This is a genomic window from Micromonospora sp. WMMD1120 (assembly GCF_029626235.1).
In the GTDB taxonomy this organism is placed as follows: domain Bacteria; phylum Actinomycetota; class Actinomycetes; order Mycobacteriales; family Micromonosporaceae; genus Micromonospora.
Genome location: NZ_JARUBO010000005.1, coordinates 6226258 through 6251034 on the forward strand (window position 1 = coordinate 6226258; position 24777 = coordinate 6251034).

The window sequence follows — 24777 nt, forward strand, 5'->3', positions numbered from 1 at the left end:
AGGCCGGTCGTGAACACCGCCCGCCTGCACCTGGACCCCCGGCGACGGGTGGCACCGGTGTCCCGCCGACTCTTCGGCTCGTTCGTGGAGCACCTGGGCCGCTGCGTCTACACCGGAATCTACGAACCCGGGCACCCGACGGCCGGCCCGGACGGCTTCCGGGGCGACGTCCTCGAGCTCGTCCGCGAGCTGGGCGTCACCACGGTCCGCTACCCGGGCGGCAACTTCGTCTCGTCCTACCGCTGGGAGGACGGCGTCGGTCCGGTCGACGAGCGGCCGGCACGGCTCGACCTCGCCTGGCACAGCCTGGAGCCCAACACGTTCGGGCTCGACGAGTTCATGCGCTGGGTCGGCAGGGCGGGCGTCGACCCGATCATGGCGGTCAACCTCGGCACCCGGGGCACCGCCGAGGCCATCGACCTGCTGGAGTACGCCAACCACCGGGCGGGCAGCCAGCTCGCCGACCGCCGCCGCGCCAACGGCGCCACCGATCCGTACGGGATCAAGCTGTGGTGCCTGGGCAACGAGATGGACGGCCCGTGGCAGGTCGGCGCGCGCAGCGCCACCGAGTACGGGCGTCTCGCGTCGCAGACGGCGAAGGCGATGCGCCGCTTCGATCCGGATCTGGAGCTGGTCGCCTGCGGCTCCTCGCACCTCGGCATGCCGACCTTCGGCAGCTGGGAGCGGGACGTGCTGACCGAGGCGTACGACGACGTCGACCTGATCTCGCTGCACGCGTACTACCAGCCGGTCGACGACGACCTGGCCAGCTTCCTCGCCTCCGCCGAGGACATGGACCGCTACATCGACGCGGTGACCGCCATCGCCGACTCCGTCGGCGCGATCCGCCGATCCACCAAGAAGATCATGATCGCGTTCGACGAGTGGAACGTCTGGTACCTGTCCGCCGCCCCGTCCACGCCGCCGAGCGGCGAGGACTGGCCGGTCGCCCCGCCGCTGCTGGAGGACCACTACAGCGTGGCCGACGCCGTCGTGGTCGGCGGGCTGCTCATCAGCCTGCTCCGACACAGCGACCGGGTGACGGCGGCCTGCCAGGCCCAGCTGGTCAACGTCATCGCGCCGATCATGACCGAGCCGGGCGGGCCGGCCTGGCGGCAGACCATCTTCCACCCGTTCGCCCGCACGGCCCGGCACGCCCAGGGAGCGGTGCTCGACGTGCTCCGCCAGGGCAGCACGACGACCACCGACCGCTACGGTGAGGTCGATGCCGTCGACGCGGTGTCCACCTGGGACGAGAGCACCGGCGAGATGACCGTTTTCCTGGTCAACCGCGTGCTCGACACGCCGGCCGAGGTGACCGTCGATCTCAGCGGCGCCCGGGTCACCGAGATCATCGAGTGTGTCACCATCGGCGGCGCCGACCTGGACGCGAAGAACACCGCCGACGGCCCGGACCACGCCGAGCCCCGCCCCAACGACACGGCACGGGGCGGCGACGCCAGCGTCCGGGTGACCCTCCCGCAGGCGTCCTGGACCATGCTGCGGCTGCGGGCCGAGGCGACGGCCGGGTGAACCGCTGACGCGGCGGCGCCCCGGCCGCCCGTCCCCGGCGGTGACCAGGGACGGGCGGCCGGGGTCGCGACGTCGTCGCTACCGGACGTCCACCGGGACGCTCTGGGACGCGTTGAAGAGCGCGTCACCCCGCGCTCACCGCGTTCCTGCCGAAACAGGACCATGAATTGCGTTCGCCGGTCAAGAAGACGAGCGACGCCATTCCGAAAAAGCGTTTCTCCACCGACTACGGGCACCATTCATCGGCACCAGCCCGGCTGGCGCGCGAATTCGCTTGGGGTCAGGTTTCGAGGAATTCGCGCGCCAGTCGAAGGGGCACGTCGCGAGGGTGTGGCGGAATGGTCACGTCGTCACCGGCTGCAACCTCCCGTCGATCCGGCGCGGAATGGCGGTGTACTCGTCGCGTAGCTCCTCGGGGAGCAGCCAGGCCGGCGCGTCCTGCCACGCGAGCGGACGGAGGAAACGCCGGATCGACGTGGCGCCCACCGACGTGTGCACGGCGTTCGTCGACGGCCAGGGCCCACCGTGGTGCTGGGCCCACGACACGCGCACCCCGGTGGGATAGCCGTCGAAGACGATGCGGCCGGCACGCGCGGCGAACCCGTCGACCAGACGGCGCACGGCGTCGGCGTCGTCGGCCGGACCGAGGTGCAGCGAGCCGGTCAACGAGGGCGGGACGGTGGCCAGCGCCACGTCGAGATCGGCGACGTCGTCGTAGCGCACGACCACCATCAGCGGGCCGAAGCACTCGTCGGCGATCTCGGCGGTCAGGCCCGCCAGGTCGACCTCCAGGAGGGTCGGCGCGACGGAGAAGCCGTCGCCCGCCGCCACCTCGGGGCGCGCCGACACGCGCGCGCCGGCCCGCTCGAACTCCGCGGCCCGCTGCTGGTACCCGTCGCGGATGCGCTCGTTGAGCAGGACCGCGCCACCCGTGCCGGCGACCCTGCCCCGCAGCGCGTCCAGCAGCCGGTCACCGCACGAGCCGGCCGGGACGAACGCCAGGCCGGGCTTGGTGCAGAGTTGCCCGCCCGAGTTCGTGAAGGAGCCGAACAGCCCCTCGGCGATCTGGTCCGCCCGGTCCTCGGCCGCGCCGGGCAGGATGACGATCGGGTTCACGCTGCTCAGTTCGGCGTACAGGGGAATGGGGTCGGGCCGCTCGTCGATGGCCGCCTGGATGGCGCGGGCGGCGTTGACGGAACCGGTCAGGGCGACCGCGCGGATCGCCGGGTGCCGCACCAGCGAACGGCCGGCCTGTTCCCCGTACACGGCCGTGATCACGCCCTGCGGCCCGCCGTGGTCGCGGACGGCCGCGGCGATCGCCTCGGCGGAGGCGTGCGACGTCAGCGGGTGCGACGGGTGCGCCTTCAGGACCGCCGGACACCCGGCGGCGAGCGCGGCGGCGGTGTCGCCGCCTGCGACCGAGAAGGCGAACGGGAAGTTGCTGGCCCCGAAGACCGCCACCGGCCCCAGGGGTACGAGCATCCGGCGCAGGTCCGGGCCACGTCCGAGCGGTGTGTCGGCGGCGTGGTCGATCGCCGCCTCGACGTACCCGCCGTCGCGCAGCACCTCGCCGAACATCCGGAACTGCACGGCGGAGCGGGTGAGTTCGCCCTCGAGCCGCGCGCGGCTCAGCCCGGTCTCCGCCTCGGCGGTGGCGACCAGGTCCACCCGCCGCGACTCCAGCGCCGCGGCGATCGCGTCCAGCAGCTCCGCCCTGCCGAGTCTGCCCAGGTCGGACAACCACCGCGCCGCCCCGGACGCCTCGGCGACGATCGCCTCCAGCCGCGACTCGTCGGTCTCGGTGAGTTCCGTCGGGCGGCGACGCCCGTCGCGCGGGTCCACAGTGCTGACCACGTTCACAGCAGTCCTCTCCTTACCAGATTGCCCATGAGATCGCGGACGCCGAAGTGCCAGGGCTCGCACTCCTCCGCGTGCCGGACCCGGTTGACCAGGGTGCCGAGCGCCGGGCAGCTGATCCGTACCACGTCGTCGACCTTGTGGGTGAAGCCCTCGCCGGGGCGGTCCCGGTCCTGGATCGGCGCGAACATCGTGCCGAGCATCAGGGCCGCCCCGTCGGGATAGTGGTGGTGCGGGCCGATCAACTGCCGCACCAGGTCCTCGGGGTCGCGCGACATCCGGGTCATCTCCGAGACCGCGTCCAGGTCGAACCCGTCGGTGCCGCGCACCTCCAGGCTGACCTCCAGTTGGCGGACCTGGTCCATGCCGAACCGGTCGTCGAAGAGCCGGATCAGCGGGCCGAGGGCGCAGGAGGCGTTGTTGTCCTTCGCCAACGGGAGCAGCAGCGCGGAGCGGCCCTCGATGTCCCGCAGGTTCACGTCGTTGCCGAGGGTGGCGCCGACGATCCGTCCGGTGGACTGGACGATGAGCGTCACCTCGGGCTCGGGGTTGTTCCAGGTCGACGCGGCGAGCACGCCGACCGGGACGGCGGTGCCGACGGCGGAGAGGATCTGCCCCTTGGTGAAGATCTCCGCGTCCGGGCCGATGCCCACCTCCAGGTACTGACTCCACATGCCCTCGGCGACCAGCAGGCGCTTGAGCCGGTCCGCCTCCTCCGAGCCCGCTTCCAGGTGATGCAGGTCGACACCGACGTCGGCGAGCATGCGGTGCCGGATGTCCGCCGCGAGGGCCAGATCACCACGGGCCCGCTCCTCGATGACACGTTCGATCATCGAGGCCGGGAAGGTCACCCCGGCGGCCTTGAGCGCCTGCAGGTCCACCGGGGCGAGCAGCCAGGGCCGGTCGCGATCACGGTCGGCCGCGCCCGTGTTGGCCAGCAGCTCCGCGAAGTCACCCACCGGCGTCCCGTCGAGGCCGGCCACCGTCGCGGCGGGATCGGGCAGCTCGCAGATGTCCCGTACGGTGGCGAACCGGTTACTGACGTCGACGACCTCGCCGGCGCGGACCACCACCGGCGAGGGTCCCCCGGCGACCGGGTCCCAGATCCGGCCGACGAGAACGCTGTCGGCGTCGTCCGGCAACGCCTCGGCGGCGGTGCCGACCCAGTCCGCGTCGGTGGCCACCCGGCGCGGCCGTGGCACCGTCATGAGCCGCTTCCCAGGTTGAAGAAGGACCGCTCGTCGCGCGGACGGATGTCGTACACGGCGTCGCGGAACATCCGCATCGGGTGCGGTGTGAACGGATGCCGCTCGATCGCGTCGAGGTCCAGTTCGATGCCGAGCCCGACGCCGGTAGGGACGAGGATGTCGCCCTCGTCGGTCAGCACCAACCGTTCGTTGGTGATCTCCGGACGCCACGGCACGTCGGTCGCCATGATCTCCAGGTAGCGGAAGTTCGGCAGCGTGGCCCCGAGCTGTAGCGTCGCGGCCGTGCTCAGTGGACCGCTCGGGTTGTGCGGCGCGAAGCCCACGTAGCTGGTCGCGGCGAGCGTCGAGATGAAGGCCAGCTCGGCGATCCCGCCGGCGTGCGTGACGTCGGGCTGGACGAAGTCGACAGCCTGGCGGGCCAGCGCCGGGGCGAAGCCCTGCCGGCCGAACCACCGCTCCCCGGCGGCGATCGGCACCGGTGACGCGCGGCGGATGTCGACCAGGGCGTCGAGGTTGTCCGGCGGGCAGGGCTCCTCGAACCACACCGGATCGAACGGGGCGATCTCCTTGGCGACCTTGATCGCGTGCCGGACGTCGAAGCGGCCGTGCCCCTCAATGAACAGCTCCACATCGCGGCCCACAGCGCCCCGGACGGCGTCGATCTGCGCCAGCACGCGATCCAGTTGCGCGGTGGTGATGACCATGTCGTAGTTCTCGAACGGGTCCCACTTGAGCCCGCGGAAGCCGGACTCGACAGTCCGGCGCGCGGCGTCGGCGTAGTCCTGCGGCGTGACGGCGCCGGAGAACCACCCGTTCGCGTACGCCCGGACCCGGTCCCGGGTCGCGCCACCGAGCAGGCGGGACACCGGTACGCCGAGGTCACGCGCCGAGATGTCCCACAGCGCCATATCCAGCGCGCTCAGCGCGGTCATGATGACCGGGCCACCCCGCCAGTACCAGTCCCGCGCGAGTTCGTAGACGATCTGCGAGATGCGGGTCGGGTCCAGGCCCACCACCGCCTCGGCCACCTCGGCGACGGCGCCCTGCACGGCGCGTTCCTTGCCCTCCAGGGTGGCCTCGCCGAGCCCGACGATCCCCTCGTCGGTGTGCACCCGCACGAGGACGAGGTTGGTGCGGTAGAAATCGACGACCAGCGTGTCGACGGAGACGATCTTCATCTTTCGGCTCAACCCTTCACCGCGCCGGCGGTCATGCCGGAAACCACGTACTTCTGCACCATCAGGTAGAAGGCCACGGCGGGCAACGTGAACAGGAAGGCGACCGCCATCACCGTCTGGATCGGGGTGCCCAGCTCGCCGATGAAGTTCGCGATGCCGACCGAGGCCGGCTGCAACTCCGGGTTGAAGATGAACGTCACCGCGAACACGTACTCGTTCCAGGCGTGGAAGAAGGCGATGACCGCGGTGGCCGCGATCGACGGCGCGATCAACGGGACGTTGATGCGGGTCAGCACGGTCCACGGCCGCCCGCCGTCGGCGCGGGCCGCCTCCTCCAACTCCTTCGGAATGCCGTCGATAGCGCCCTTGAGGATCAGCGCGACGATCGGCAGGACGAAGGCGGCGTTCACCAGGACCAGGCCGGCCAGCGAGTCGAGCAGCTCGAAGCGGCGGAACAGCGCGAACAGCGGCACGACCATCAGCGCCTCGGGGAGCATCTGCGTGAACAGCAGCACGACGGTCAGCACGGCCTTGCCCCGGAACGAGAACCGGGACAGCGCGTAGCCGAGCGGGATGCCCAACCCGACCGAGAGGACCATCGTGCCGACGGCGATGACCAGGCTGTTGAGCAACCAGCCGGCCGCCTTGCCCTCGGCCAGCGCGTCCACGAACACCCCGAACTGGCTGAGGTCCGGGGTGAGCCGGGGCCGCTCGGCGAACAGGTCGCCGTTGCTGGACAGCGCGGTGACCAGCATCCAGTACAGCGGGAACACCGCCACGCCCAGCACGACGAGCACGGCGACGATCCGCGCGGTGAGACCCAACCGGAAGCGCCTCATCGGGCGTCCTCCCTCTCTACGGCACGGGCGACCAGCCGGCTACCGGTGATCACGATGAGCGAGATGACGACGCCGACCATTCCGATGGCCGCCGCCGAGCCGAGTTCCTTCGAGTCGAAGGCCTGCGAGTAGAGGTCGATGACGAGCGTCTCGGTGGCGCCGACCGGACCACCCTTGGTCATCAGCCAGATCAGCTCGAAGCGGCGCAGCGACCAGATCGTCATCAGCAGCGCCAGCAGCCCCACCGTCGGTTTGATCACCGGCCAGGTGACCGCCTGGAAGGTCGCCCACCGGCCGGCGCCGTCGACGGTCGCGGCCTCGTTCAGATCCTCGGGTACGGACTGCAACGCGGAGAGCAACACCACCGAGGTGAACGGGAACAGCTGCCAGATGGTCGTCGCGAGCACCGCGGGGAGGGCGTAGCGGGGACTGTCCAGGATGGCGCCGCCCGGCACGCCGAGCCCCACCGCGTCGAGCATCCGGTTCACGATGCCGTACTGCGCGTTGAGCATCCAGGTGGCGATGAGCGCGACGGCGATGCCCGGCGCCGCCCACGGGATGGTGATCAGCGCCCGCGCCACGCCACGGCCCCGGAAGCCCTTGTTGAGCAGGAGCGCGACGCCGAGACCGGCGCCGACCGCACCGACGACGCAGACGATCACGTAGACGACGGTGATCAGCAGGGTGCGGCGGAAGTCGGGGTCGCCGAAGATCTCGCGGTAGTTGTCCAGCCCGACCCACTCACTGCGGGTGGGGTTCAGCAGCCTGGTCCTGGTGAAGCTGAGGTAGACCTCCTGGACCAGGGGCGCCGCCTGGAAGACGAGGATGAACAGGGCGGCGGGTCCGAGGAACAGGTACGGCGTCCATCTGCTGCCCAGCGGGCTGCGCCGACGGCGTCCCCCGGCTCGGCGGGTTGTCTGCGGTGCTCCGGTCTGCTCGAGCACAGTCATCGGGTTTCGATCCTTCTGGGGAAGGACGCCGCCGGCGCACGGACCGTCGCGCCGGCGGCGTCGCCGTGTCGAGCTGTCAGCGGACCAGTTCGGTCGCCTGCTGCTGGGCGCGGTCCAGCGCCGACTTGAGGTCGGCCTTGCCCTGGAGCGCCGCGACCACGTTCTGCACGACCACCTTGCGGATGTCCGGCGTCTTGGCCTCGAACCCGAGGACGATCTGCGGGAGGCTGGTCTCGGTGAGCCCGTCGAAGACGGTGAGGAACGGGGTCTCCTTGAGCTTCTCCGGACTGCGCTGCGTGGTGGTGGCCACGCTGCTCGCGCCCAGGATCTCCTGGAGCTTCACCTGGTTGTTCGGCTCCAGCGCCCACTTGATGAAGGTGGCCGCCTCCTCCTGGTGCTCGCTCGCCTCGTTGATCACGATCGGGGCGAGGATCGCGCCCTGCTTGCGAACCGGGAACGGGATGGGCGCGACGCTGAAGTTCAGCTTCGCGTTCTGGCCGCGGGTGGCCGTCACGTACCCGCCGTTGTTGAGCTCCATCCCGACCTTGCCCTCGGCGAACATCCGCCGGAACGTCGCCGCGTCCGCGCCGCGCGGGATCACGTTGGCGTCGTACAGGTCCTTGAACGCCTGCAGGCCCTTGAGGTTCTCCAGCGAGTTGATGGTCAGGTTCTTGCCGTCGGACCACGCGCCGCCGAAGCCGTACACGTAGTTGAAGATGTCCTGCCAGACGCCGGCCTCCTCGGCCTCGGTCTGGCGGAAGGCGAGGCCGAAGACGTCGCCCTTGGTGAGCGACTTCGCGGTGCTGGCGAACTGCTCGTAGCTCGACGGCGGCGTCGGGATCAGGTCCGCGTTGTAGAACATCGCGTAGTTCGACGCCTCGAAGATGACGCCGTGCCGGACCCCGTCGTGGACCATGAACTGGTCCGGCTGCTTGAGCAGGTCGTACTTGCCGGCGTCGACGAGCTTGTCCAGCGGCGCGACGAGGCCGGCATCCGAGGCGGCCTCGAACTCGGGCATGTCGAAACGGACCAGGTCGGGGCCCTTGCCGCTGCCCATCTGGGTGAGCACGGTCTGGCCGAAGGTCGGGTACGGCACGGCGGCGGCCGAGACCTGCACCTTGCTCTGGCTCTGGTTGAACTCGTCGAGCCACTTCGTCAGCAGCGGGCCACGGCCCGGGTCGCCGAAGGTCGACGCGGCGAAGGTCAGTTTGGTGACGCCGTCGCTGGATCCGCCGTCGGACCCACAACCGGTCAGGAGAGCGGCAACCAGGCCGAGGGCGGCGGCCGCCCTGGCGATGCCGAAGTGAGAGCGCTGATTACCCATCGTTACCCCACTGTTACGAGTCTGCGTCAGGAGGATGAAATTGCAACGATCGTAGCGTCATGTGCAACGCTGTCAAGTGGCGGTTGCGCATCGAGTCAAGTAGATTGCAAACTATGCAATGAAGCGACGGCAGCGTCCGTCGCCCGAGGGGAGACTCAGCCTTGGCGCAATCGATTCGTCGTGCGATCGACCTCATCCGTCGATCGGCGGAGCACCCGCTGTCTCTGACCGAGGCCGCTGACGTGCTCGGTGTCCACAAGTCCACGGCCCTGCGGATCCTGCAGACACTGGAGTCCGCGCGCTTCGTCCGTCGCACCGGCGCGGGCACCTACGTGCTCGGCAGTGGGCTGATCGAGCTGTCCGAGCTGGCGCTCGGCGCGATGGACCTGCGCCAGCCCGCCGCCGCGCACCTGCGCGCGCTGCAACGCGAGACCGGTCACACAGTGCACCTGGCGCAGCTCACCGGTGACGAGATCATCTATATCGACAAGGTCGACAGCCCGGCGTTCGACGCCGTCAAACTGCCGTCCCGGGTCGGACGCGCCGTGTCGATCTACGCGAGCGCCGTGGGTAAGACCATCCTCGCCTACCTGCCCCGGGAGGAGCGCGAGCGCCTGCTCTCCCACGTCGTGTTCGAGCGGTTCACCGACAACACCCTCGCCGACCACGACTCCCTCGACGCCGAGCTCGCCCGGATCCGGGAGCGCGGGTGGGCGACCGACAACGGCGAGCACGACGCGTACGTCATGTGCGTCGCCGCGCCGATCAGGGATTCGCGCGGGCAGGTCATCGCCGCCGCCTCGATCACCGCGATCGAGGTCATCGCCAGCCTCGACCAACTGAAGAGCAACCTGCCGTCGCTTCTCGACACCGCCAACCGGATCTCACACGAGCTCGGCTACCAGCCGCCGCGCGACGCGAGCCCGGACGACGTCGAGGTGGCGGTGCCGTAGGCCCACGCCGGCTCAGGCGTCGGCCCGCCGGCGGTGCTGGTCGGCCTCCAGGTCGATGAAGACCTGGATCATGCTCCGGTAGATCCGCTCGATCACGTCCGGATCTGCGCCGGCCTCGCTCGCCAGCACGCGAACCCGGGCGACCACCTGGGCCACCCGCTCCGGCGCCCGGACCGCCCGGTCGTCACCCTTGAGCGGGGCCGCCTGCCGGACGAGGGCCTCCCGCCGGGCGAGCAGCGCGACGAGTTCGCCGTCCAGCTCGTCGATCCGGGCGCGGATCTCGGTCAGTGCCGACGCGGTGTCCTCCACGTCGCCGATCCTCGCACGCCCGTGCCGCCCGCGAGGGGCCGCGCGGGCCGCGATCGACACGATCAGGCGACCTGCCCGTCGCCCCGCGCGGCGACCGCCCGATTCACCCTAATCTCTACACGTTCATGTCCCACTCGGACGGCGATCGTGGAGGAATGACGATGGGCGGAATGCCCCGACGTCAGTTCGTCAGGCTCTCGGGAGCCGCCGGCACCACCGGCCTGCTGGGTCTCGTCGGCGCGGACCGGGCGCTGGCCGACGCGGGACCGGCGCCCGAGCCCTCCCCGTCGGCACCGGACGGCCCGGGGGCGTCGGCCTGCCCCACGCCGTCCGCCCTGTGCGGTTACCCGAGCGACACCGGCGGCCGGTACGACCTGTGGGACCGGGTGCAGGTCTGCGAGGGCACCAGGCCCGGCCCACCGTTCCCCCAGTGCCTCCGGACGACGTCCACCTACGTGATCCTCAACGGCGGCTCGGGGTCCAACCACGACTTCCTGCTCGTGCCCAGCTGCCGGATCAGCGGCGTCGAGTGCCCGTTCATCACCACTGCCAGCGCCCCGAACTACTGGCTCGACGCCTGGGACAACGCCCAACCCGGGCAGCCGGGACACGTCGTCTACCCCCACGTCGGGCTGGGCGTCAACAGCGCCGACCCGACGATCCGCCAGCAGGATCAGCTGCACATCCACCTGGCCGGTATCCACTCCGGCATCCAGACGCAGTTGAACAACTACGACGCCCGGATCAGCAACGATCCGGCCCGCTGGCGCGACCAGATCGTGCCGATCTGGGGCCTGACCAGCGCCGGCCAGCCCGCTCCCCGCTCGTACCGGGTGCTGCACGTCGCCAACCTGAACACGAACCTCTTCCGGCTCCTGCTCGACAGCGTGGTGCGGCCGACCGGAGCGACGATGGCCGCCCAGACGATGGCCGTGACGCCGCGGCTGATCGGCGGTGGCGGGTTCTACGTGCTGAACAGCGAGCCCGGCCTGCCCGTCCCGCCCGGGCAACCCGGCGGCACGGGCACCGTCGACTTCCTGCTCGCGTACGCCTGACCGCCCGGGGCGGACGCCGGCCCTGGTTTCCGCCCGGCACGCCGAAGTGGCGGTAGAGGGTGTCCGGCGCGACCAGCGCCCCCTTCGGGCGCTCGACGCTGACCGCCACGCCGAAGTCGCTGTACCGCGGCGAGGCGTTCGGCACCCCGTCGCCCGGAGGGAGCAGGAAACTGACCAGCCGACCGTCGTCGTCCAGCATCGCCTGGAAGCCGTGGCTGCGGAAGCTGTCGGCGCGCGCCCGGCCGGTGGCCGTCCGGGCCTCGTATAGTCCCGCCGTGGACACGACGAGGGTTCAGCAGGCGTACACGTCCGTCGCGGATCTCTACATCAGTCTCTTCGGCACGACACGGCAGGTCGACCCGGACGACCTCGCGTTCATCAGCCGGCACCTGACCGGCCGACCCGGCCCGGTGCTCGATCTCGGCTGCGGCCCCGGCCACCTCACCGACTACCTCCGCTCGCTGGGCGTCGACGCGACAGGGCTCGACCTGGTGCCCGAGTTCGTCGCGCACGCCCGCGCGACCCACCCGGGCGTCGACTACCGCCTCGGGTCGATGGACCACCTCGACGCCGCCGACCACTCCGTCGGCGGCATCCTGGCCTGGTACTCGCTGATCCACCTTCCGCCACAGGAGCTCGACGGGGTGCTGGACGAGTTCCGGCGCGTGCTCGCCCCGGCCGGACGGCTGGTCCTGGGCGTCTTCGACGCCGACACCCTCGGTCCCTTCGACCACAAGGTCGTCACCGCCTACCGCTGGCCGCTCGACGAGTTCGCCGAGCGGCTCGGTCGCGCCGGTTTCCGGGAGGTCGAGCGCCTGCGCCGGCCCGGCGCCGAGACCCACCGCCCGCACGCGGCGATGGCGGCGATCGTCACGTGAGCGGGCGCCGCCTCAGGCGTTGAGCTTGCCGGCGACCGTCACGACCCGCTCGGCCATGTGGTCGAGGGCTGCGAGCTGCGCCTCGCCCAACCGCCCTCCGTTGCCACCACCGGTGACGTGCGATACGCCGTACGGGTTGCCGTCGGCGAACTTCAGCGGGTCGGTGTAGCCGGGGGCGACGACGAGGCCGCCGAAGTGGTGGATGGTGTTGTAGAGCGCGAGCAGAGTCGACTCCTGTCCACCGTGGGCGGTCGACGACGCCGTGAAGCCGGCGTACACCTTGTTGGCGAGCAACCCCTGTGCCCACTGCGGGCCGAGGGTGTCGATGAACTGCTTGAGCTGGCTAGACACGTTGCCGTAGCGGGTGGGCGTGCCGAACAGCACCGCGTCCGCCCAGACGATGTCGTCGGCGGTCGCCCTCGGCTCGTCCTTCGTGGCGTCGACGTGCCGGCTCCAGTCGGCGTTGGCGGCGATGGCCTCCGCCGGGGCGAGTTCCGTAACCTGGCGCAGCCGCACCTCGGCGCCCGCCTTCTCGCCCGCCTCGGCGAGGCGCTGGGCCATGGTGTGCACAGTGCCGGTGGACGAGTAGTAGATGACAGAGAGCGTGGTCATCGACGCATGACACCACCGGCTCCCGACCGGGGCGTGATCACGTCGAATTCATCGAAGTCGGAGTGCCGGGTCACTCTGGAGGATCGGCCGGCTGTTGTCCCGGCCAGAACGGCCACTCCTCGAACGACCGGCACCGCCCGTCGTCGGCGAAGCGCATGACCCACAGGTCGCGGTACTCCTGCTCGACCGGGTCGCCGTAACGGACTTCCTGGCGGGACACGGCGGTGTCGCCCTCCACAGCGAGGATCTCCGCGGTCATCCGGAACACCTCGTCGGGCCCCTTGCGCTGCTTCTCCCACATCTCGGCGATGTTCGCCAGACCCACCACGGGCGTCCAGTAGGGCCCCTGCTGGTACCGCGCGTCCTCGGTGAAGAGCGTGACCAGCCCGTCGGTGCCCGGCGTCCGCCACAGCCGCTCGTAGCCGGCGAGCCAGCCGGCGACCTGTTCCCTGCGCATCGTTGCCATCCGTTCGACCGGTCAGCCGCCCACGCCCCGGACCGCCTCGATGATCGTCTCGGCGACCTCGCTGGGCCGGGCCGCCGCCATTGCGTGCGAACCGCCGGCCACCTCGCGCTGCCCACGCGGGTTGGCGCGCTCGGCCATGAACCGGTGCGCGGCCACCGGGATGTTCCGGTCGGCGTCGCCGAACACGAACCAGCTCGGCAGGGACCGCCAGGCCGGCTCCCCGGAGAGCTTGTCAGACAGGGCCTGTTCGGTGATGGGACGCTGGGTCCGGGCCATCAGCGCGGCCAGGTCCGCCGACGCGTCCGCGACGAACTGCTGGTGGTACGCCGGCTGGCTGATCGCCACCTCGTTGCCGCCGGTCGACACCGGATACTGCACGAGCGTGTCGGCGAGGGTGCTGCCCGGGAACTTGCCGGACAGCTCCAGCGCCGACTCGCCGGTGTCCGGCGCGAAGGCGTTGACGTAGACGAGGGCCCGCACCGTCGGGTCGTCCGCGGCGGCCTGCGTGATCACCATGCCGCCGTAGGAGTGGCCGACGAGGACGACCGGACCGCCGATCCCCCGCATGACATCCCGGACGTACGCGGCGTCGCCCGCGACGCCGCGCAGCGGGTTGGCGGCGGCAACCGTGTCGTACGCGGCACCCATCCGCTCGATCACGCCGTTCCAACTCGCCGACTCGGCGAAGGCGCCGTGCACGAGGACGATGGTGGGCTGTGGATCAGACATGGTTCGCGCTCCCTCACTCCGTGGACCCGTTGCCGCCGGTCGCGCTGGTACGCCTGGATACCCGTTCCGCGAGAGCGAAACGCGCTGTCGACTCCGCGTGCCGCCACCCCTATAGTCAGTTCCATTATGGGACTTACTACCTTCTGGCGCTGGTGGGTCGCGGGCACCACGAGTCATCTCGGCTCGGCGGTCGGCGGCGTGGCCCTCCCCCTGACCGCGCTGACCGTGCTGGACGCGTCGGCCTTCGAGATGGGTCTGATCACGGCGGCGGGCTACCTCGCGTACCTCCTGATCAGCCTGCCGGCCGGGGTGGTCGTGCAGCGGCTGCCGCTGCGCGGCATGCAGGTCGCCCTGGACCTGCTCCGAGGGCTGGCGATCGCGTCCGTCCCGCTGGCCTGGTGGCTCGACTCCCTGACGGTGGCCCAGCTCGTCGCGGTCGCCCTGGTCGTCAGCTTCGCCAACGTGCTGTTCGACGTGGCGAACCAGACGTTCCTGCCGGAGATCGTCCCGGCCGCGCAGTTGCAGTCCCGCAACAGCCTCACCTCCGGCACCCATGCCGCCACCCAGTTGGGTGGGCCGTCGGTGGGAGGTCTCGCGGTGCAGGTGCTGGGCGCGGTGCCGACGCTGTTCGTGGACGCGGTCAGCTACCTGGTCTCCGCGATCCTGCTGCGCACCCTTCCGGAGCGGCGTGTGCGGCGGGCCGACGAGCGCCCGCCGATGGTCACCATGATCCGCGAGGGCTGGCACTTCGTGCTGCGGCATCCGATCATCGGCCCGGCCATGTGGGACGCCACCGCGACCAACTTCGTCAACGGCGCGATGCTCGCCCTCTTCCCGTTCTACCTGGTGCGCGAGTTGCACGCCTCGCCGCTGCTGGTCGGGCTGCTGCTCGCCGCCGACGGCCTCGGCACGCTGGTCGGCGCCGCGCTGACCACCCGCTTCACCGACCGGTTCGGCACCGCCCGCGGGCTGATCATCGCGGCGTTCGTCGGCGTGGCCGGCGCACTCGTCATCCCGCTGGGCACTGGTACCGCCGGTTACCTCGCCTTCGCCGTCGGGAACCTGGTCTTCGCCGGCTCCTCGGTGGTACTCAGCGTGACCACCCGGACGTACCGGATGCTCGCCAGCCCGCCGGAGCTGCTGTCCCGGGTGATCGCCACCGTCAAGTTCGTCTCCTGGGGGGCCATTCCGCTGGGCGGCCTGCTCGCCGGTGTCCTGGCCGGGCCGCTCGGCGCGCGTACCACCCTGCTGATCTTCGGGGCGTTCACCGTGCTGTCCCCGATCATCTATCTGTCCACCCCGATCCGCCGGATGTGCGACCTGCCCCTCGACGCCGCGCCGACGCCGGTGCGGACGTCGGTGTGAGCCGACGAACCGTCCGCATCGACGTCGGGGACATCGACGGAAGGTGTAGTCCGCCGTTTCCCTGGGCAAGAACACGCCCATGGACGCGACGGCAGAAGGCCAGGAGCGACCGCCCGGCCAGCGATGCGACGTATCGGACCGGGCCGGTCTGCTCCCGCCACCGGCAGCCCGCGTGCGATGCGTCTGAGGCACAGCCTGCCCGCCGTGGCGCTCGGGGCGGTGGCGTTCGGCGCCGCCCTCGGCGGCGGCCCGGCCCGGGCCGGCGCGCCGTCGCCGTCGCCGTCGGTACCGCGGTCGCTGCCGTTGCCGGCTGTCGCGGCGCCGTTGCCGCTGCCCACCGGTCTGCGATCGCTCGGCATCAGCTCCACACCGGACACGGTCCGGGTCTCGGTGCCCGCCGTGGCCGAGGTGCGGGTGACAGTGCCCCTACCGCTGCCGACGAAAACCGCGGTGCCGCTGCCCTCCGCCGTTCCGCTGCCCACCCGGTCGGTCACGCCGGCGACCCCGCTTCCCACGCGCACGCCGTCGTCGTCCCCGCCGACGGCCGCGCCCGACCGGTCCGCCCCCGCCCCCCGCACCGTCGCTCCACTGTCGCCGGGACCGGCGGACCCCGGCGCCGCACCGCTGTCCCGCGGCGGCGCAGACGGCGTCTCCGGCGGTCGCGCGCCGGAGCACTCGTGGACAGCGCGCGCGAGCATCGCACCGACGCCGCGCCCACCCGCCCGTCCCCCGGCGGGGCCACCGGCCTTCGTGCTCGCGCTCGCCGCGGCGCCGGCCGGCGCGGGCGCCGGCAGCGTCGATCCACCCGTCTCGGCGGCCGAGGTTCCGCCACCCGTCGCGCCGCTCCTTCGTGGACGCGTCGTCACCACCGTCGACCGGCACACCGCAGGCCGCGCGGTGGAGCGCGGTCCCCCACCACCACGGCAACTCCTGATCACCCAGTCGCTGAATTGACGTTGATCAGGAGATTGCCATGGAGATAGCAGTTGTCTGGGTCCCCGCCGACCTCGAACCGCCGGAGCCCGCCGTCGCGATGTGTGTGGCGCACGTTCGCCGACACGCCTACCGATCGGCGGGAGTCATCCGGGCGCCGTGGGAGACCGTCGAGCAGATGATGGTCGACGGCGAGGTGGACGTGGTCGTCATCGCCGATCGCGGCCATCTCCCACCGGACCGCTCACCCCGGATCGAGGTGGCCGGCACGCCCGATGTCGAGGCCGGCGAGGTCGCCGGCACCCCGCTCGGCTGACCCCACGAAGCGCCCCGTCCATTGTGGACGGGGCGCTTCGTCGAACAGGCGGTCGGGTCAGGCCGCCACTGCCGCCCGGACGTCGTCGCCGGCGGCGCGCAGTCGCGCGGCGGCCTCCTCGGCGGTGCAGTTGGCGAGCAGCAGCACGATGGCGGTCTTGGCGTGCCCGTGCGCCGCCGCGAGGGCCCGCGCGGCGGTGTCGAGGTCGGTGTCGGCGGCCTCGGCGACGATCCGCCGCGCCCGGTCGACGAGCTTCTCGTTCGTGGCGTTCATGTCGACCATCAGGTTGCCGTAGACCTTGCCGAGCCGGGCCATCGTCGCCGTCGAGAGCATGTTGCAGACCAGCTTCTCGGCGGTGCCGGCCTTGAGCCGGGTCGACCCGGTGAGCACCTCGGGCCCGGTGGGCACCTCGATGGCGACATCGGCGTAGCGGCTGATCACCGCGCCCTGGTTGCAGGCCACCGAGACGGTGCTGGCGCCCCGGGCACGGGCGTGCGCCAACCCGCCGACCACGTACGGCGTACGGCCGCTGGCCGCGAGGCCGACCACGGTGTCGCGCGCGGTCAGGCCGATCGCGTCGAGGTCGGCGACGGCCCGGGTGGGGTCGTCCTCGGCGCCCTCGACGGCGGCGGTGAACGCGGTGGCCCCACCGGCGAGCAGCCCCAGCACCCGATCGGGCGACGTGCCGAAGGTGGGCGGGCACTCGACGGCGTCGAGCATGCCGATCCGGCCGCTGGTGCCGGCACCCAGATAGATCAGCCGCCCGCCCTGGCGCAGCGACGCCACGACGACGTCGACAGCGGCGGCGATGTCCGGAACCGCCCGGCGTACGGCCTGGGCGACCGTCTGATCCTCGTCGTTCATCGCCAGGAGCAGCTCGGTGGGCGACATCCGGTCGAGGTCGGTGGTCTTGTCGTTTCGGGTCTCGGTGCCGAGGGTGCTGAGGTCCACGGATCCCCCATATCAGCGGGCTGGAGCCTCAGCGTAGCCACCCGGACGGGCACTGGCAAAAAGTTTCGCGTTACTCTCGGCTAACGTCACTTCTTGACAACCGCAGGTGGGGAGTACGCCGTGCGTCAACTCGATCTCGTCGTGATCGTGCTGTACCTCGTGGTGATCGCCTTCGTGGGCCTACGTCTGTCCGGCAGGCAGAAGTCGTCCAAGGACTACTTCGTGGGCGAGGGCAAGCTGCCCTGGTGGACCGTCTCGTTCTCCGTGGTGGCCACCGAGACCAGTGTGCTGACCGTGATCAGCGTGCCGGGTGGGGCGTACAGCGGTCAGGGCTTCGGCAACGTCGAGCTGGCGCTGGGCTACGTCATCGGGCGCGTCGTGGTGGCCGCGGTGCTCATCCCGCTCTACAAGCGGGGCGGCTTCGTCAGCGCCTACCAGTACCTCGGCGAGCGCTTCGGCCTGAAACTCCAGGGCCTGGCGTCGGTGACCTTCGTCTTCACCCGCCTGCTCGCCGAGGGCGTACGGCTGTTCGCCTCGGCCATCCCGATCAAGCTGCTGCTGGACGAGTTCGGGCTGAATGTCGGCTACCAGGCGATCATCATCGTGCTGACCCTGATCACCGTGGTCTACACCTACCTCGGTGGCATCAAGGCGGTCATCTGGACCGACGCCATCCAGATGGGCCTCTACCTGGGCGGGGCGATCCTGGCCATCGCGGTGCTCAGCCACGCCATCGGGTTCGACGGCTACGCGCAGGCGCTGGACGCCGGCAAGTTCCAGCTCTTCGACACCAACCTCGACCTCGCGCACGTGCTCACCAGCCCGTTCGCCCTGCCCACCGCGATCATCGGTGGCGCGATCTTCGCGATGGCCAGCCACGGCTCGGACCAGCTCATCGTGCAGCGCATCCTCTCCACCCGCACGCTGCGCGAGGGCCAGCTCGCCATGGTCTCCTCGGGCATCTTCGTGGTCATCCAGTTCGCCGCGTTCTCGCTGGTCGGGGCGCTGCTGTGGTCGTACAACAAGGGTCAGACCTTCAAGGAGCTCGGCCTGGGCAGCACCGACAACCTGTACCCGAACTTCATCCTGCACGCCCTGCCGGTGGGCATCTCCGGCCTGCTGGTGGCCGGCATCCTCGGCGCGGCGATGGGCTCGCTGTCGTCGGCCCTGAACTCGATGTCGAACTCCACAGTCGCCGACATCATCCACAGCTTCTTCAAGAAGGTCCCGTCGGACGACGTGATGCTCCGACTCGCCCGGGTGATGACGCTGGTCTGGGCGGTGCTGATGGCGGTCTTCGCCTGCGCCTTCAGCTCCAGCACCGGAAACGTGTACCTGACCGGTCTGACCATCGCCGGCTACACCTACGGCGCGCTGCTCGGCGCCTTCCTGCTCGGCCGGCTGGTCACCAGGGCCAACCAGGTCGACGCGGTGATCGCGTTCCTCGTCACGGTGGTGGTGATGACCTACATCGTCCGCTATGTGAAGATCGACGTCACGACGGCCGGGACCACCACCGCCACCGCCATCGCCGCCCAGTGGCTGGTGCCGATCGGCGTCCTGGTCACCCTGCTCGTCGGCGCGGTGTCGAGCCGGTTCCACGCCGCCCCGGCGACTCCGTACGACCACCGGCGCACCGGCGACGACGTCGACCCGGCGGCGACGCCCGCCAGCCGGGCGTGAAGGAGGACCTGATGCGCGTGATCGGCCTGATGTCCGGAACCTCCTACGACGGCATCGAAGCCGCCGCCGCCGAGTTCGCGCTGAGCGGCGACACGCTGCGGATGCGCCCCCTGGGCCGGCTCAGCCACCCGTACCCCGACGAGCTGCGCGCCCGGATCGCCGCCGCCCTGCCACCCGCGCCGACCAGCACCGAGGCGATCTGCGTGCTGGACACCGGCATCGGCCAGGCCTTCGCCGAGGCCGGGACGCGGGCGCTCGGGCAGCTCTGCGACGGCGACGCCGATCTGGTCGTCTCGCACGGCCAGACGATGCACCACTGGGTCGAGGACGGGACGGTCCGGGGCACCCTGCAACTGGGGCAGCCGGCCTGGATCGCGGAGGCCACCGGCCTTCCGGTCGTGGCCGACCTGCGCAGCCGGGACGTCGCCGCCGGGGGCCAGGGCGCCCCGCTGGTCGCGCTCCTCGACGCGCTGCTGCTGCGCGGCCTGCCCGGCGTCCCCGCCGCGCTGAACCTGGGCGGCATCGCCAACATCACCGTCGTCGCCCCGGACGCGGACCCACTCGCCTTCGACACCGGTCCGGCGAACGCGCTACTCGACGCCGCGGTGCGCCACTTCACCGGTGGTGTGGAGGAATACGACAGGGACGGTCGCGGGGCGGCCGCCGGTCAGGTGAACCCGGCGCTGCTGCGGCGGCTGCTCGACGAGCCGTACTACCGCCTGCCCGGCCCGAAGAGCACCGGCAAGGAGCTGTTCCACGGGCCGTACCTGCTCGCCGCGCTCGCCGACGCGCCCACGCCGGAGCCGGACGACGTGCTGGCCACGCTCACCCGACTGACGGCGGTCACGGTTGCCGACGCCTGCCGGGCACACGGGGTCGACCAGCTCGTCGTCTCCGGCGGCGGGGCGCACAACCCGACGCTGCTGCGCATGATCGCCGACGAGCTGCCGGGTGTCCGACTGTCGTCCAGCGACGACCTGGGCATCGCGTCGGACGCCAAGGAGGCGCTGGCCTTCGCCCTGCTGGGCTACCTGACCGTGCACGGGCTGCCGGGCACCCTGCCCTCGGGCACCGGCGCGCGGCACGCCTCGGTGCTCGGCAGCATCACCCCCGGCCGCCGGCCGCTGCGGCTGCCGGAGCCGGCCGGCACCGCCCCCGGCCGGTTGCTGATCGTCGCGTCCCCGGTGGCCGACTGACCACCCCTCCCGGGAGGACCCGCCCATGAGCACCGCCCTGCCCGTGCCGAGCGCCGCCGACGTCCGCGCCCGCCAGGTCGCCGACCTGCTGCGCGTACGCCTGGAAGACCCGAACCGGATCAGCGCCGAGCTGCCCCGCCGGCTCGCGGCGGCGCACGACGCCTCGCCGTACCTGTTCGAGCCGCAGGCGGTGGTCCGCGCGTCCTCGGCGGCCGAGGTGGGCGCGCTGATGGCCGGCGCCCGGGAGGCCGGCGTGCCGCTGACCCTGCGCGGTGGTGGCACCAGTCTCGCCGGCCAGGCCGGCGGCGCGGGCGTCCTGGTCGACGTGCGCACCGACTGGCGGCACGCCGAGGTGCTCGACGAGGGCCGACGCATCCGGCTCCAGCCGGGCCTGACGATCCGGCAGGCGAACGCCCGACTGGCCCGCTACCGACGCCGGCTCGGCCCGGACCCGGCCAGCGAGGCGGCCTGCACCGTGGGCGGCATGGTGGCCAACAACTCCAGCGGGATGACCTGCGGCACCACCGACAACGCGTACCGCACCATGGAGTCGCTGCGCTTCGTCCTCCCGTCCGGCACCGTCGTCGACTCCGGGGCGCGCGACGCCGACGAGCGGCTGCGGGCCGCCGAGCCGGAGCTGCACGCCGGGCTGCTGCGACTGCGCGACCGGGTGCGCGCCACACCGCGGTCGCGCGCCACCATCGAGCGGCTGTTCGCGATGAAGAACACCATGGGGTACGGACTCAACTCCCTGCTCGACCACGACAGCCCGGTCGAGATGCTCGCCCACCTGATGATCGGCAGCGAGGGCACCCTCGGCTTCGTGGCCGAGGCGACCTTCCGGACCGTCGCCATCCACGACCACGCCGCCACCGGCCTGCTGGTGCTGCCCCGGCTCACCGACGCCACCGACGCGCTGCCCGCCCTGCTGGCCGCCGGCGCCCGTACCGCCGAACTGCTGGACGCGGCCGCGCTGCGGGTCAGCCAGCGCGACCCGGGCGCGAGCCCCGCCCTGCGCGGCCTGGCCGTCGCCGGACACGCCGCGTTGCTGGTGGAGTTCGCCGAGGAGAGCGCGGAGCGGCTGGCCGAGACGTTGACCGACGCCCGGGGAGTGCTCGACGGGCTGCCCGCCGTCACCGGCACAGCGCTGACCCGCGACCCCCGGGAGCGGGCCGCGCTCTGGCACCTGCGCAAGGGCCTCTACACCGCCGTCGCCGGCGCCCGCACCCCCGGCACCACGGCCCTGTTGGAGGACATCGCGGTGCCCATGCCGCGCCTGACCGGCACCTGCGAGGGCCTGATCGACCTGTTCGACAGGCACGGCTACAGCGACGCGGTGATCTTCGGGCACGCCCGCGACGGCAACCTGCACTTCATGCTCACCCAGTCCTTCGACACGTCGGCCGAGATCGACCGCTACGCGCGGTTCACCGACGACATGGTCGACCTCGTGCTCGCCGAGGGCGGGACGCTCAAGGCGGAGCACGGCACCGGCCGGGCGATGGCCCCCTTCGTCCGCCGCCAGTACGGCGACGAGCTGTACGACGTGATGCGCGACCTCAAGCGGTTGTGCGACCCGACCGGCCTGCTCAACCCCGGGGTGCTGCTCAACGACGACACCACCGTGCACCTGCGGCAGCTCAAGGCCGTCCCCACCGTCGACCCCGAGCTGGACGCCTGCGTCGAGTGCGGCTACTGCGAGCCGGTCTGCCCCACCGCCGACGTCACCACCACCCCTCGGCAGCGCATCGTGCTGCAACGACAGATCGCCCTGGCCACCGCCGCCGGAGACGACGCGCGCCGCCGGGAGTTGACCACCGACTACGCGTACGCGGCGGTGGACAGCTGCGCGGCGGACAGCCTCTGTGTCACCGCCTGCCCGGTCGGGATCGACACCGGGGCGGCGATGAAACGGCTGCGCGCCGAGCGACACGGCCCGCGCGCCCAGCGTGCCGCCGTCGGCGTCGCCCGGCACTGGAGGGCAGCCGTGACCGGGGTCCGGGCGGGTCTGAACGTCGCGCACGTCGCGCCGACGCCGCTCACCCGCGCCGCCACCGGGGCGATCCGCGCGCTCGGCGCCACCGACCTCGTACCGCGGTGGAGCGACGACATGCCCCGCGGTGGCGCTCCCCGCCCCGCGCCGCGCCACCCGGCGGACGCCCGCGCGGTGTTCTTCGCCGCCTGCATCGGCAGCGTCTTCGCGGCGGAGGACGGCTCGTCCGGTGGCGCGGCGGCGGCCTTCCTGCGCCTGTGCGACCTGGCCGGGGTCCCGGTGGTCGTCCCGGACGCCACGGCTGGCCTGTGCTGCGGGACGCCCTGGCAGTCCAAGGGTTACCCCGCCGGTCACCGCGAGATGGCCGAGCGGACGTTGGCCGCGCTCTGGGCCGCCAGCGACCAGGGTCGGCTGCCCGTCGTCTGCGACGCGTCGTCCTGCACGCATGGGCTGACCCAGCTGAGCGCCGCGTTGAGCCCGGAGGACCAGGCCCGCTACCGGGCGCTGCGCGTCGTCGACAGCGTGACCTTCACCGCCGAGCACCTGCTGCCGGCGCTGCCGCGACCCCGCCGGCTGGGCTCGCTCGCCCTGCACCCCACCTGCTCCACTGTGCACCTGGGCGGCGTCGACGACCTGCGCGCCGTGGCCCAGGCGGTCGCCGACACCGTGACCGTGCCGGAGAGCTGGGGCTGCTGCGCCTTCGCCGGCGACCGGGGGCTGCTGCACCCCGAGGTCACCGCCGCCGCCACCGCCGCCCAGGCCACCGAGGTCAACCAGCGCGACCACGACGCGTACGCCTCGTGTAACCGCACCTGCGAGATGGGTCTGAGCCGGGCCACCGGGCAGCCGTACCGGCACGTGCTGGAGCTGCTCGTCGAGGCGGTCGAGCCGACGGCGTAGCCGGGCCAGGGTCCGGGCTTCGGCCACCGGGCTGGGTGAGCGGTATACCTCACAGGTATGGATATGACTCTGAGGTATACCGCCTACTACGGCGTCCGCCCCGACAGAGGTGACGGAGGGTAACCGCTGGCCGGACGCGGTGAACGCCTTCGACGCCGGGATCGCCGTACCGTTGCCGTCGCGCAGGTTCCGCAGCCCGACGACGTAACGGGGACTGTGGTGCTGTTCTTCCTACGCTCGTGCAGGAATCTCAGCAAGCGACGTCGAGTCGTCGCCGCTCCGGCTCCGCACCTCGCGGAGCCGGGAGAAGAACGCCGCGAGCAGGAGAACCAGGAAGATCGCCAGGTTGAGGATCCACCGGGGGTCGTCGACGTGCAGCGCCGCGGCGAACTGGTCCTTCTCCGTCGCGTCGAGCGGCGTCGTGGACCGCTCCGCCGCGGCGAAGTCCAGACGGTCGGGGGCGAACACGAGGTAGGTCCAGATCCGGTGGACGAAGTAGAGCGCCGCCGCGCTGACGAGGAGGACGCGGCGCGCGCCGGGACGCCAGCCGAGGACCAGCAGGACCGGGAGGACGACAAGTTCGGTGGGGACGTTCGCCGCGATGGCGATCGGGATGCTGGGCAGGAACATCGTCACCATCGTCTCCCCGGTGATCGAGGAGCTGTCCAGCGCCGTACCCAGCATCAGCAGGCCGATTCCGCCGCCGAAGGCGAACAGCGCCATCGTCACGCAGCCGAGCGCGACGAGGCCGTCCTCCGTCCACGCGCTCAGCGTCGGCCTGCGACTGATCCGGCGGGCGACGGTCCCGACGAGGACCGCCCAGCCGGCGCCGATCAGCAGCGCGATCGGCAGTGGCAGGAACTCCATCAGGGACAGCCCCTGCACCACCACTGTGAACACCGTGACGAGGGCGAGCGGGGCGATCTGGTCAACGCGTCTGGTCATGCCCCGGACGCTAGGAAGCGGCAGCACCGAGGGCATCTGCCGAACGGCCTAGACCTGGTTCAAAACGGGGCTCAGTCGAGCAGACCCACCTGCCGGGCGTGTGCGACGGCCTGGAGCCGGCTCGCCGCGTCGAGCTTTCGGAAGATGTGGTTCAGGTGCGCCTTCACCGTGCCGGGCGCCACGTAGAGCGCCTTCGCGATCTCCGCGTTGGTGCGGCCGGCGGCGAGATGGTGGAGCACCTCCAGCTCACGCGAGCTGAGTCTCTCCACCGGTTCGCGCCGGCTGACGACGAGCGGCGCGGGTGTCGCGGGCAGCCGGCGGACGGCCAGCACCGCGATCGACAGCACGAACGCGCCGAAGACCGGCATCACCCACCACTGCTCCCCGCCGTGCTCGGCCATCGCGAACGACAACCCCACGACGACCATCGCCCAGACGAAGCAGCCGGCCAGCACGGCGGCGACGAGCAGCCGTCGGCGGTTGGCGGGTGACCGGAGCCAGGCGTTGGCGCGCATCGACATCTCCTCGCGGATCGGGTGCCGGCGACGAGCCTAGCAACGAGCCGAACGCCTTGACAGTCATCGATGTTAACGCCAACACTAAG

The 24777-nt window shown here is 71.6% G+C and carries 23 protein-coding genes; 10 read left to right on the top strand and 13 right to left on the bottom strand.

Annotated elements, in window-relative coordinates:
* Positions 1-9 precede the first annotated feature (9 nt).
* Positions 10-1533 (top strand): alpha-N-arabinofuranosidase, encoded by a 1524-nt coding sequence (locus O7634_RS28645; protein WP_278153243.1) that lies wholly within the window; start codon positions 10-12, stop codon positions 1531-1533.
* A gap of 342 nt (positions 1534-1875) precedes the next feature.
* Here the strand turns inward: O7634_RS28645 and O7634_RS28650 are convergent, their stop codons facing one another.
* From O7634_RS28650 to O7634_RS28675, 6 genes are all read right to left on the bottom strand, one after another.
* The gene (locus tag O7634_RS28650) at positions 1876-3393 is read right to left on the bottom strand and encodes an aldehyde dehydrogenase family protein (RefSeq protein ID WP_278153244.1); all 1518 of its coding nucleotides are present in this window, start codon (positions 3391-3393) and stop codon (positions 1876-1878) included.
* Positions 3390-4598, bottom strand: coding sequence for a fumarylacetoacetate hydrolase family protein (locus tag O7634_RS28655; RefSeq protein WP_278153245.1), 1209 nt, complete (start codon positions 4596-4598; stop codon positions 3390-3392). Before O7634_RS28655 ends, O7634_RS28650 begins: the two co-directional genes overlap by 4 nt.
* Positions 4595-5776 carry a mandelate racemase/muconate lactonizing enzyme family protein gene (locus O7634_RS28660; protein ID WP_278153246.1) on the bottom strand — a complete coding sequence of 394 codons (1182 nt, stop codon included), beginning with the start codon at positions 5774-5776 and terminating at the stop codon, positions 4595-4597. Before O7634_RS28660 ends, O7634_RS28655 begins: the two co-directional genes overlap by 4 nt.
* Positions 5777-5784: 8 nt before the next feature.
* Entirely contained in the window at positions 5785-6615 is an 831-nt protein-coding gene (locus O7634_RS28665; protein WP_278153247.1) for a carbohydrate ABC transporter permease, read from the bottom strand.
* Complete coding sequence (locus O7634_RS28670; RefSeq protein ID WP_278153248.1) at positions 6612-7565, bottom strand: sugar ABC transporter permease; 954 nt, start codon at positions 7563-7565, stop codon at positions 6612-6614. The genes O7634_RS28665 and O7634_RS28670 overlap by 4 nt, the downstream gene beginning before the upstream one ends.
* Positions 7566-7641: 76 nt before the next feature.
* Positions 7642-8889 (bottom strand): sugar ABC transporter substrate-binding protein, encoded by a 1248-nt coding sequence (locus tag O7634_RS28675; RefSeq protein ID WP_278153249.1) that lies wholly within the window; start codon positions 8887-8889, stop codon positions 7642-7644.
* A 161-nt stretch (positions 8890-9050) separates the two neighbouring features.
* Between O7634_RS28675 and O7634_RS28680 the strand changes: the two genes are divergently transcribed.
* A complete protein-coding gene (locus tag O7634_RS28680; protein WP_278153250.1) occupies positions 9051-9842 on the top strand; it encodes an IclR family transcriptional regulator in 792 nt (263 codons plus the stop codon).
* Positions 9843-9854: 12 nt separating this feature from the next.
* Here the strand turns inward: O7634_RS28680 and O7634_RS28685 are convergent, their stop codons facing one another.
* Positions 9855-10151, bottom strand: a complete 297-nt coding sequence (locus O7634_RS28685) for a chorismate mutase (RefSeq protein WP_278153251.1) — start codon at positions 10149-10151, stop codon at positions 9855-9857.
* Between the two features lie 170 nt (positions 10152-10321).
* Here O7634_RS28685 and O7634_RS28690 point away from each other — a divergent pair, with 170 nt between their 5' ends.
* Both O7634_RS28690 and O7634_RS28695 read left to right on the top strand, forming a co-directional pair.
* Positions 10322-11206 (top strand): CDP-diacylglycerol diphosphatase, encoded by an 885-nt coding sequence (locus tag O7634_RS28690; protein ID WP_278153252.1) that lies wholly within the window; start codon positions 10322-10324, stop codon positions 11204-11206.
* A gap of 275 nt (positions 11207-11481) precedes the next feature.
* On the top strand, positions 11482-12084 hold the full coding sequence (locus O7634_RS28695; RefSeq protein WP_278154103.1) for a class I SAM-dependent methyltransferase: 603 nt from the start codon (positions 11482-11484) through the stop codon (positions 12082-12084).
* Positions 12085-12096: 12 nt separating this feature from the next.
* Here O7634_RS28695 and wrbA read toward each other — a convergent pair whose 3' ends face one another.
* The 3 genes from wrbA to O7634_RS28710 form a co-directional block, all read right to left on the bottom strand.
* Positions 12097-12696 carry an NAD(P)H:quinone oxidoreductase gene (gene wrbA, locus O7634_RS28700; RefSeq protein WP_278153253.1) on the bottom strand — a complete coding sequence of 200 codons (600 nt, stop codon included), beginning with the start codon at positions 12694-12696 and terminating at the stop codon, positions 12097-12099.
* 70 nt (positions 12697-12766) lie between these two features.
* Positions 12767-13153 (bottom strand): nuclear transport factor 2 family protein, encoded by a 387-nt coding sequence (locus O7634_RS28705; RefSeq protein ID WP_278153254.1) that lies wholly within the window; start codon positions 13151-13153, stop codon positions 12767-12769.
* A 21-nt stretch (positions 13154-13174) separates the two neighbouring features.
* Complete coding sequence (locus O7634_RS28710) at positions 13175-13891, bottom strand: alpha/beta hydrolase (RefSeq protein WP_278153255.1); 717 nt, start codon at positions 13889-13891, stop codon at positions 13175-13177.
* A 126-nt stretch (positions 13892-14017) separates the two neighbouring features.
* On the opposite strand from O7634_RS28710, the gene O7634_RS28715 reads away from it, so the two are divergent.
* The 3 genes from O7634_RS28715 to O7634_RS28725 all read left to right on the top strand — a co-directional run bounded on the left by O7634_RS28715 (position 14018) and on the right by O7634_RS28725 (position 16505).
* Positions 14018-15256, top strand: a complete 1239-nt coding sequence (locus O7634_RS28715; protein WP_278153256.1) for an MFS transporter — start codon at positions 14018-14020, stop codon at positions 15254-15256.
* 177 nt (positions 15257-15433) lie between these two features.
* Positions 15434-16210, top strand: coding sequence for a hypothetical protein (locus O7634_RS28720; RefSeq protein WP_278153257.1), 777 nt, complete (start codon positions 15434-15436; stop codon positions 16208-16210).
* A 19-nt stretch (positions 16211-16229) separates the two neighbouring features.
* The gene (locus tag O7634_RS28725; protein ID WP_278153258.1) at positions 16230-16505 is read left to right on the top strand and encodes a hypothetical protein; all 276 of its coding nucleotides are present in this window, start codon (positions 16230-16232) and stop codon (positions 16503-16505) included.
* Positions 16506-16562: 57 nt separating this feature from the next.
* Here O7634_RS28725 and murQ read toward each other — a convergent pair whose 3' ends face one another.
* Complete coding sequence (gene murQ, locus O7634_RS28730; protein ID WP_278153259.1) at positions 16563-17456, bottom strand: N-acetylmuramic acid 6-phosphate etherase; 894 nt, start codon at positions 17454-17456, stop codon at positions 16563-16565.
* Positions 17457-17549: 93 nt separating this feature from the next.
* Between murQ and O7634_RS28735 the strand changes: the two genes are divergently transcribed.
* Genes O7634_RS28735 through O7634_RS28745 form a run of 3 tightly spaced genes read left to right on the top strand, consistent with a single transcriptional unit; the run spans position 17550 to position 23228 of the window.
* Positions 17550-19139 (top strand): sodium:solute symporter, encoded by a 1590-nt coding sequence (locus O7634_RS28735; protein WP_278153260.1) that lies wholly within the window; start codon positions 17550-17552, stop codon positions 19137-19139.
* Positions 19140-19150: 11 nt separating this feature from the next.
* Positions 19151-20335 carry an anhydro-N-acetylmuramic acid kinase gene (locus O7634_RS28740; protein WP_278153261.1) on the top strand — a complete coding sequence of 395 codons (1185 nt, stop codon included), beginning with the start codon at positions 19151-19153 and terminating at the stop codon, positions 20333-20335.
* Between the two features lie 25 nt (positions 20336-20360).
* Positions 20361-23228, top strand: coding sequence for an FAD-binding and (Fe-S)-binding domain-containing protein (locus O7634_RS28745; protein ID WP_278153262.1), 2868 nt, complete (start codon positions 20361-20363; stop codon positions 23226-23228).
* A gap of 231 nt (positions 23229-23459) precedes the next feature.
* On the opposite strand, the gene O7634_RS28750 is transcribed toward O7634_RS28745, so the two are convergent.
* Entirely contained in the window at positions 23460-24173 is a 714-nt protein-coding gene (locus O7634_RS28750) for a hypothetical protein (RefSeq protein WP_278153263.1), read from the bottom strand.
* A 71-nt stretch (positions 24174-24244) separates the two neighbouring features.
* Complete coding sequence (locus O7634_RS28755; protein WP_278153264.1) at positions 24245-24688, bottom strand: LuxR C-terminal-related transcriptional regulator; 444 nt, start codon at positions 24686-24688, stop codon at positions 24245-24247.
* Between the last annotated feature and the right edge of the window lie 89 nt (positions 24689-24777).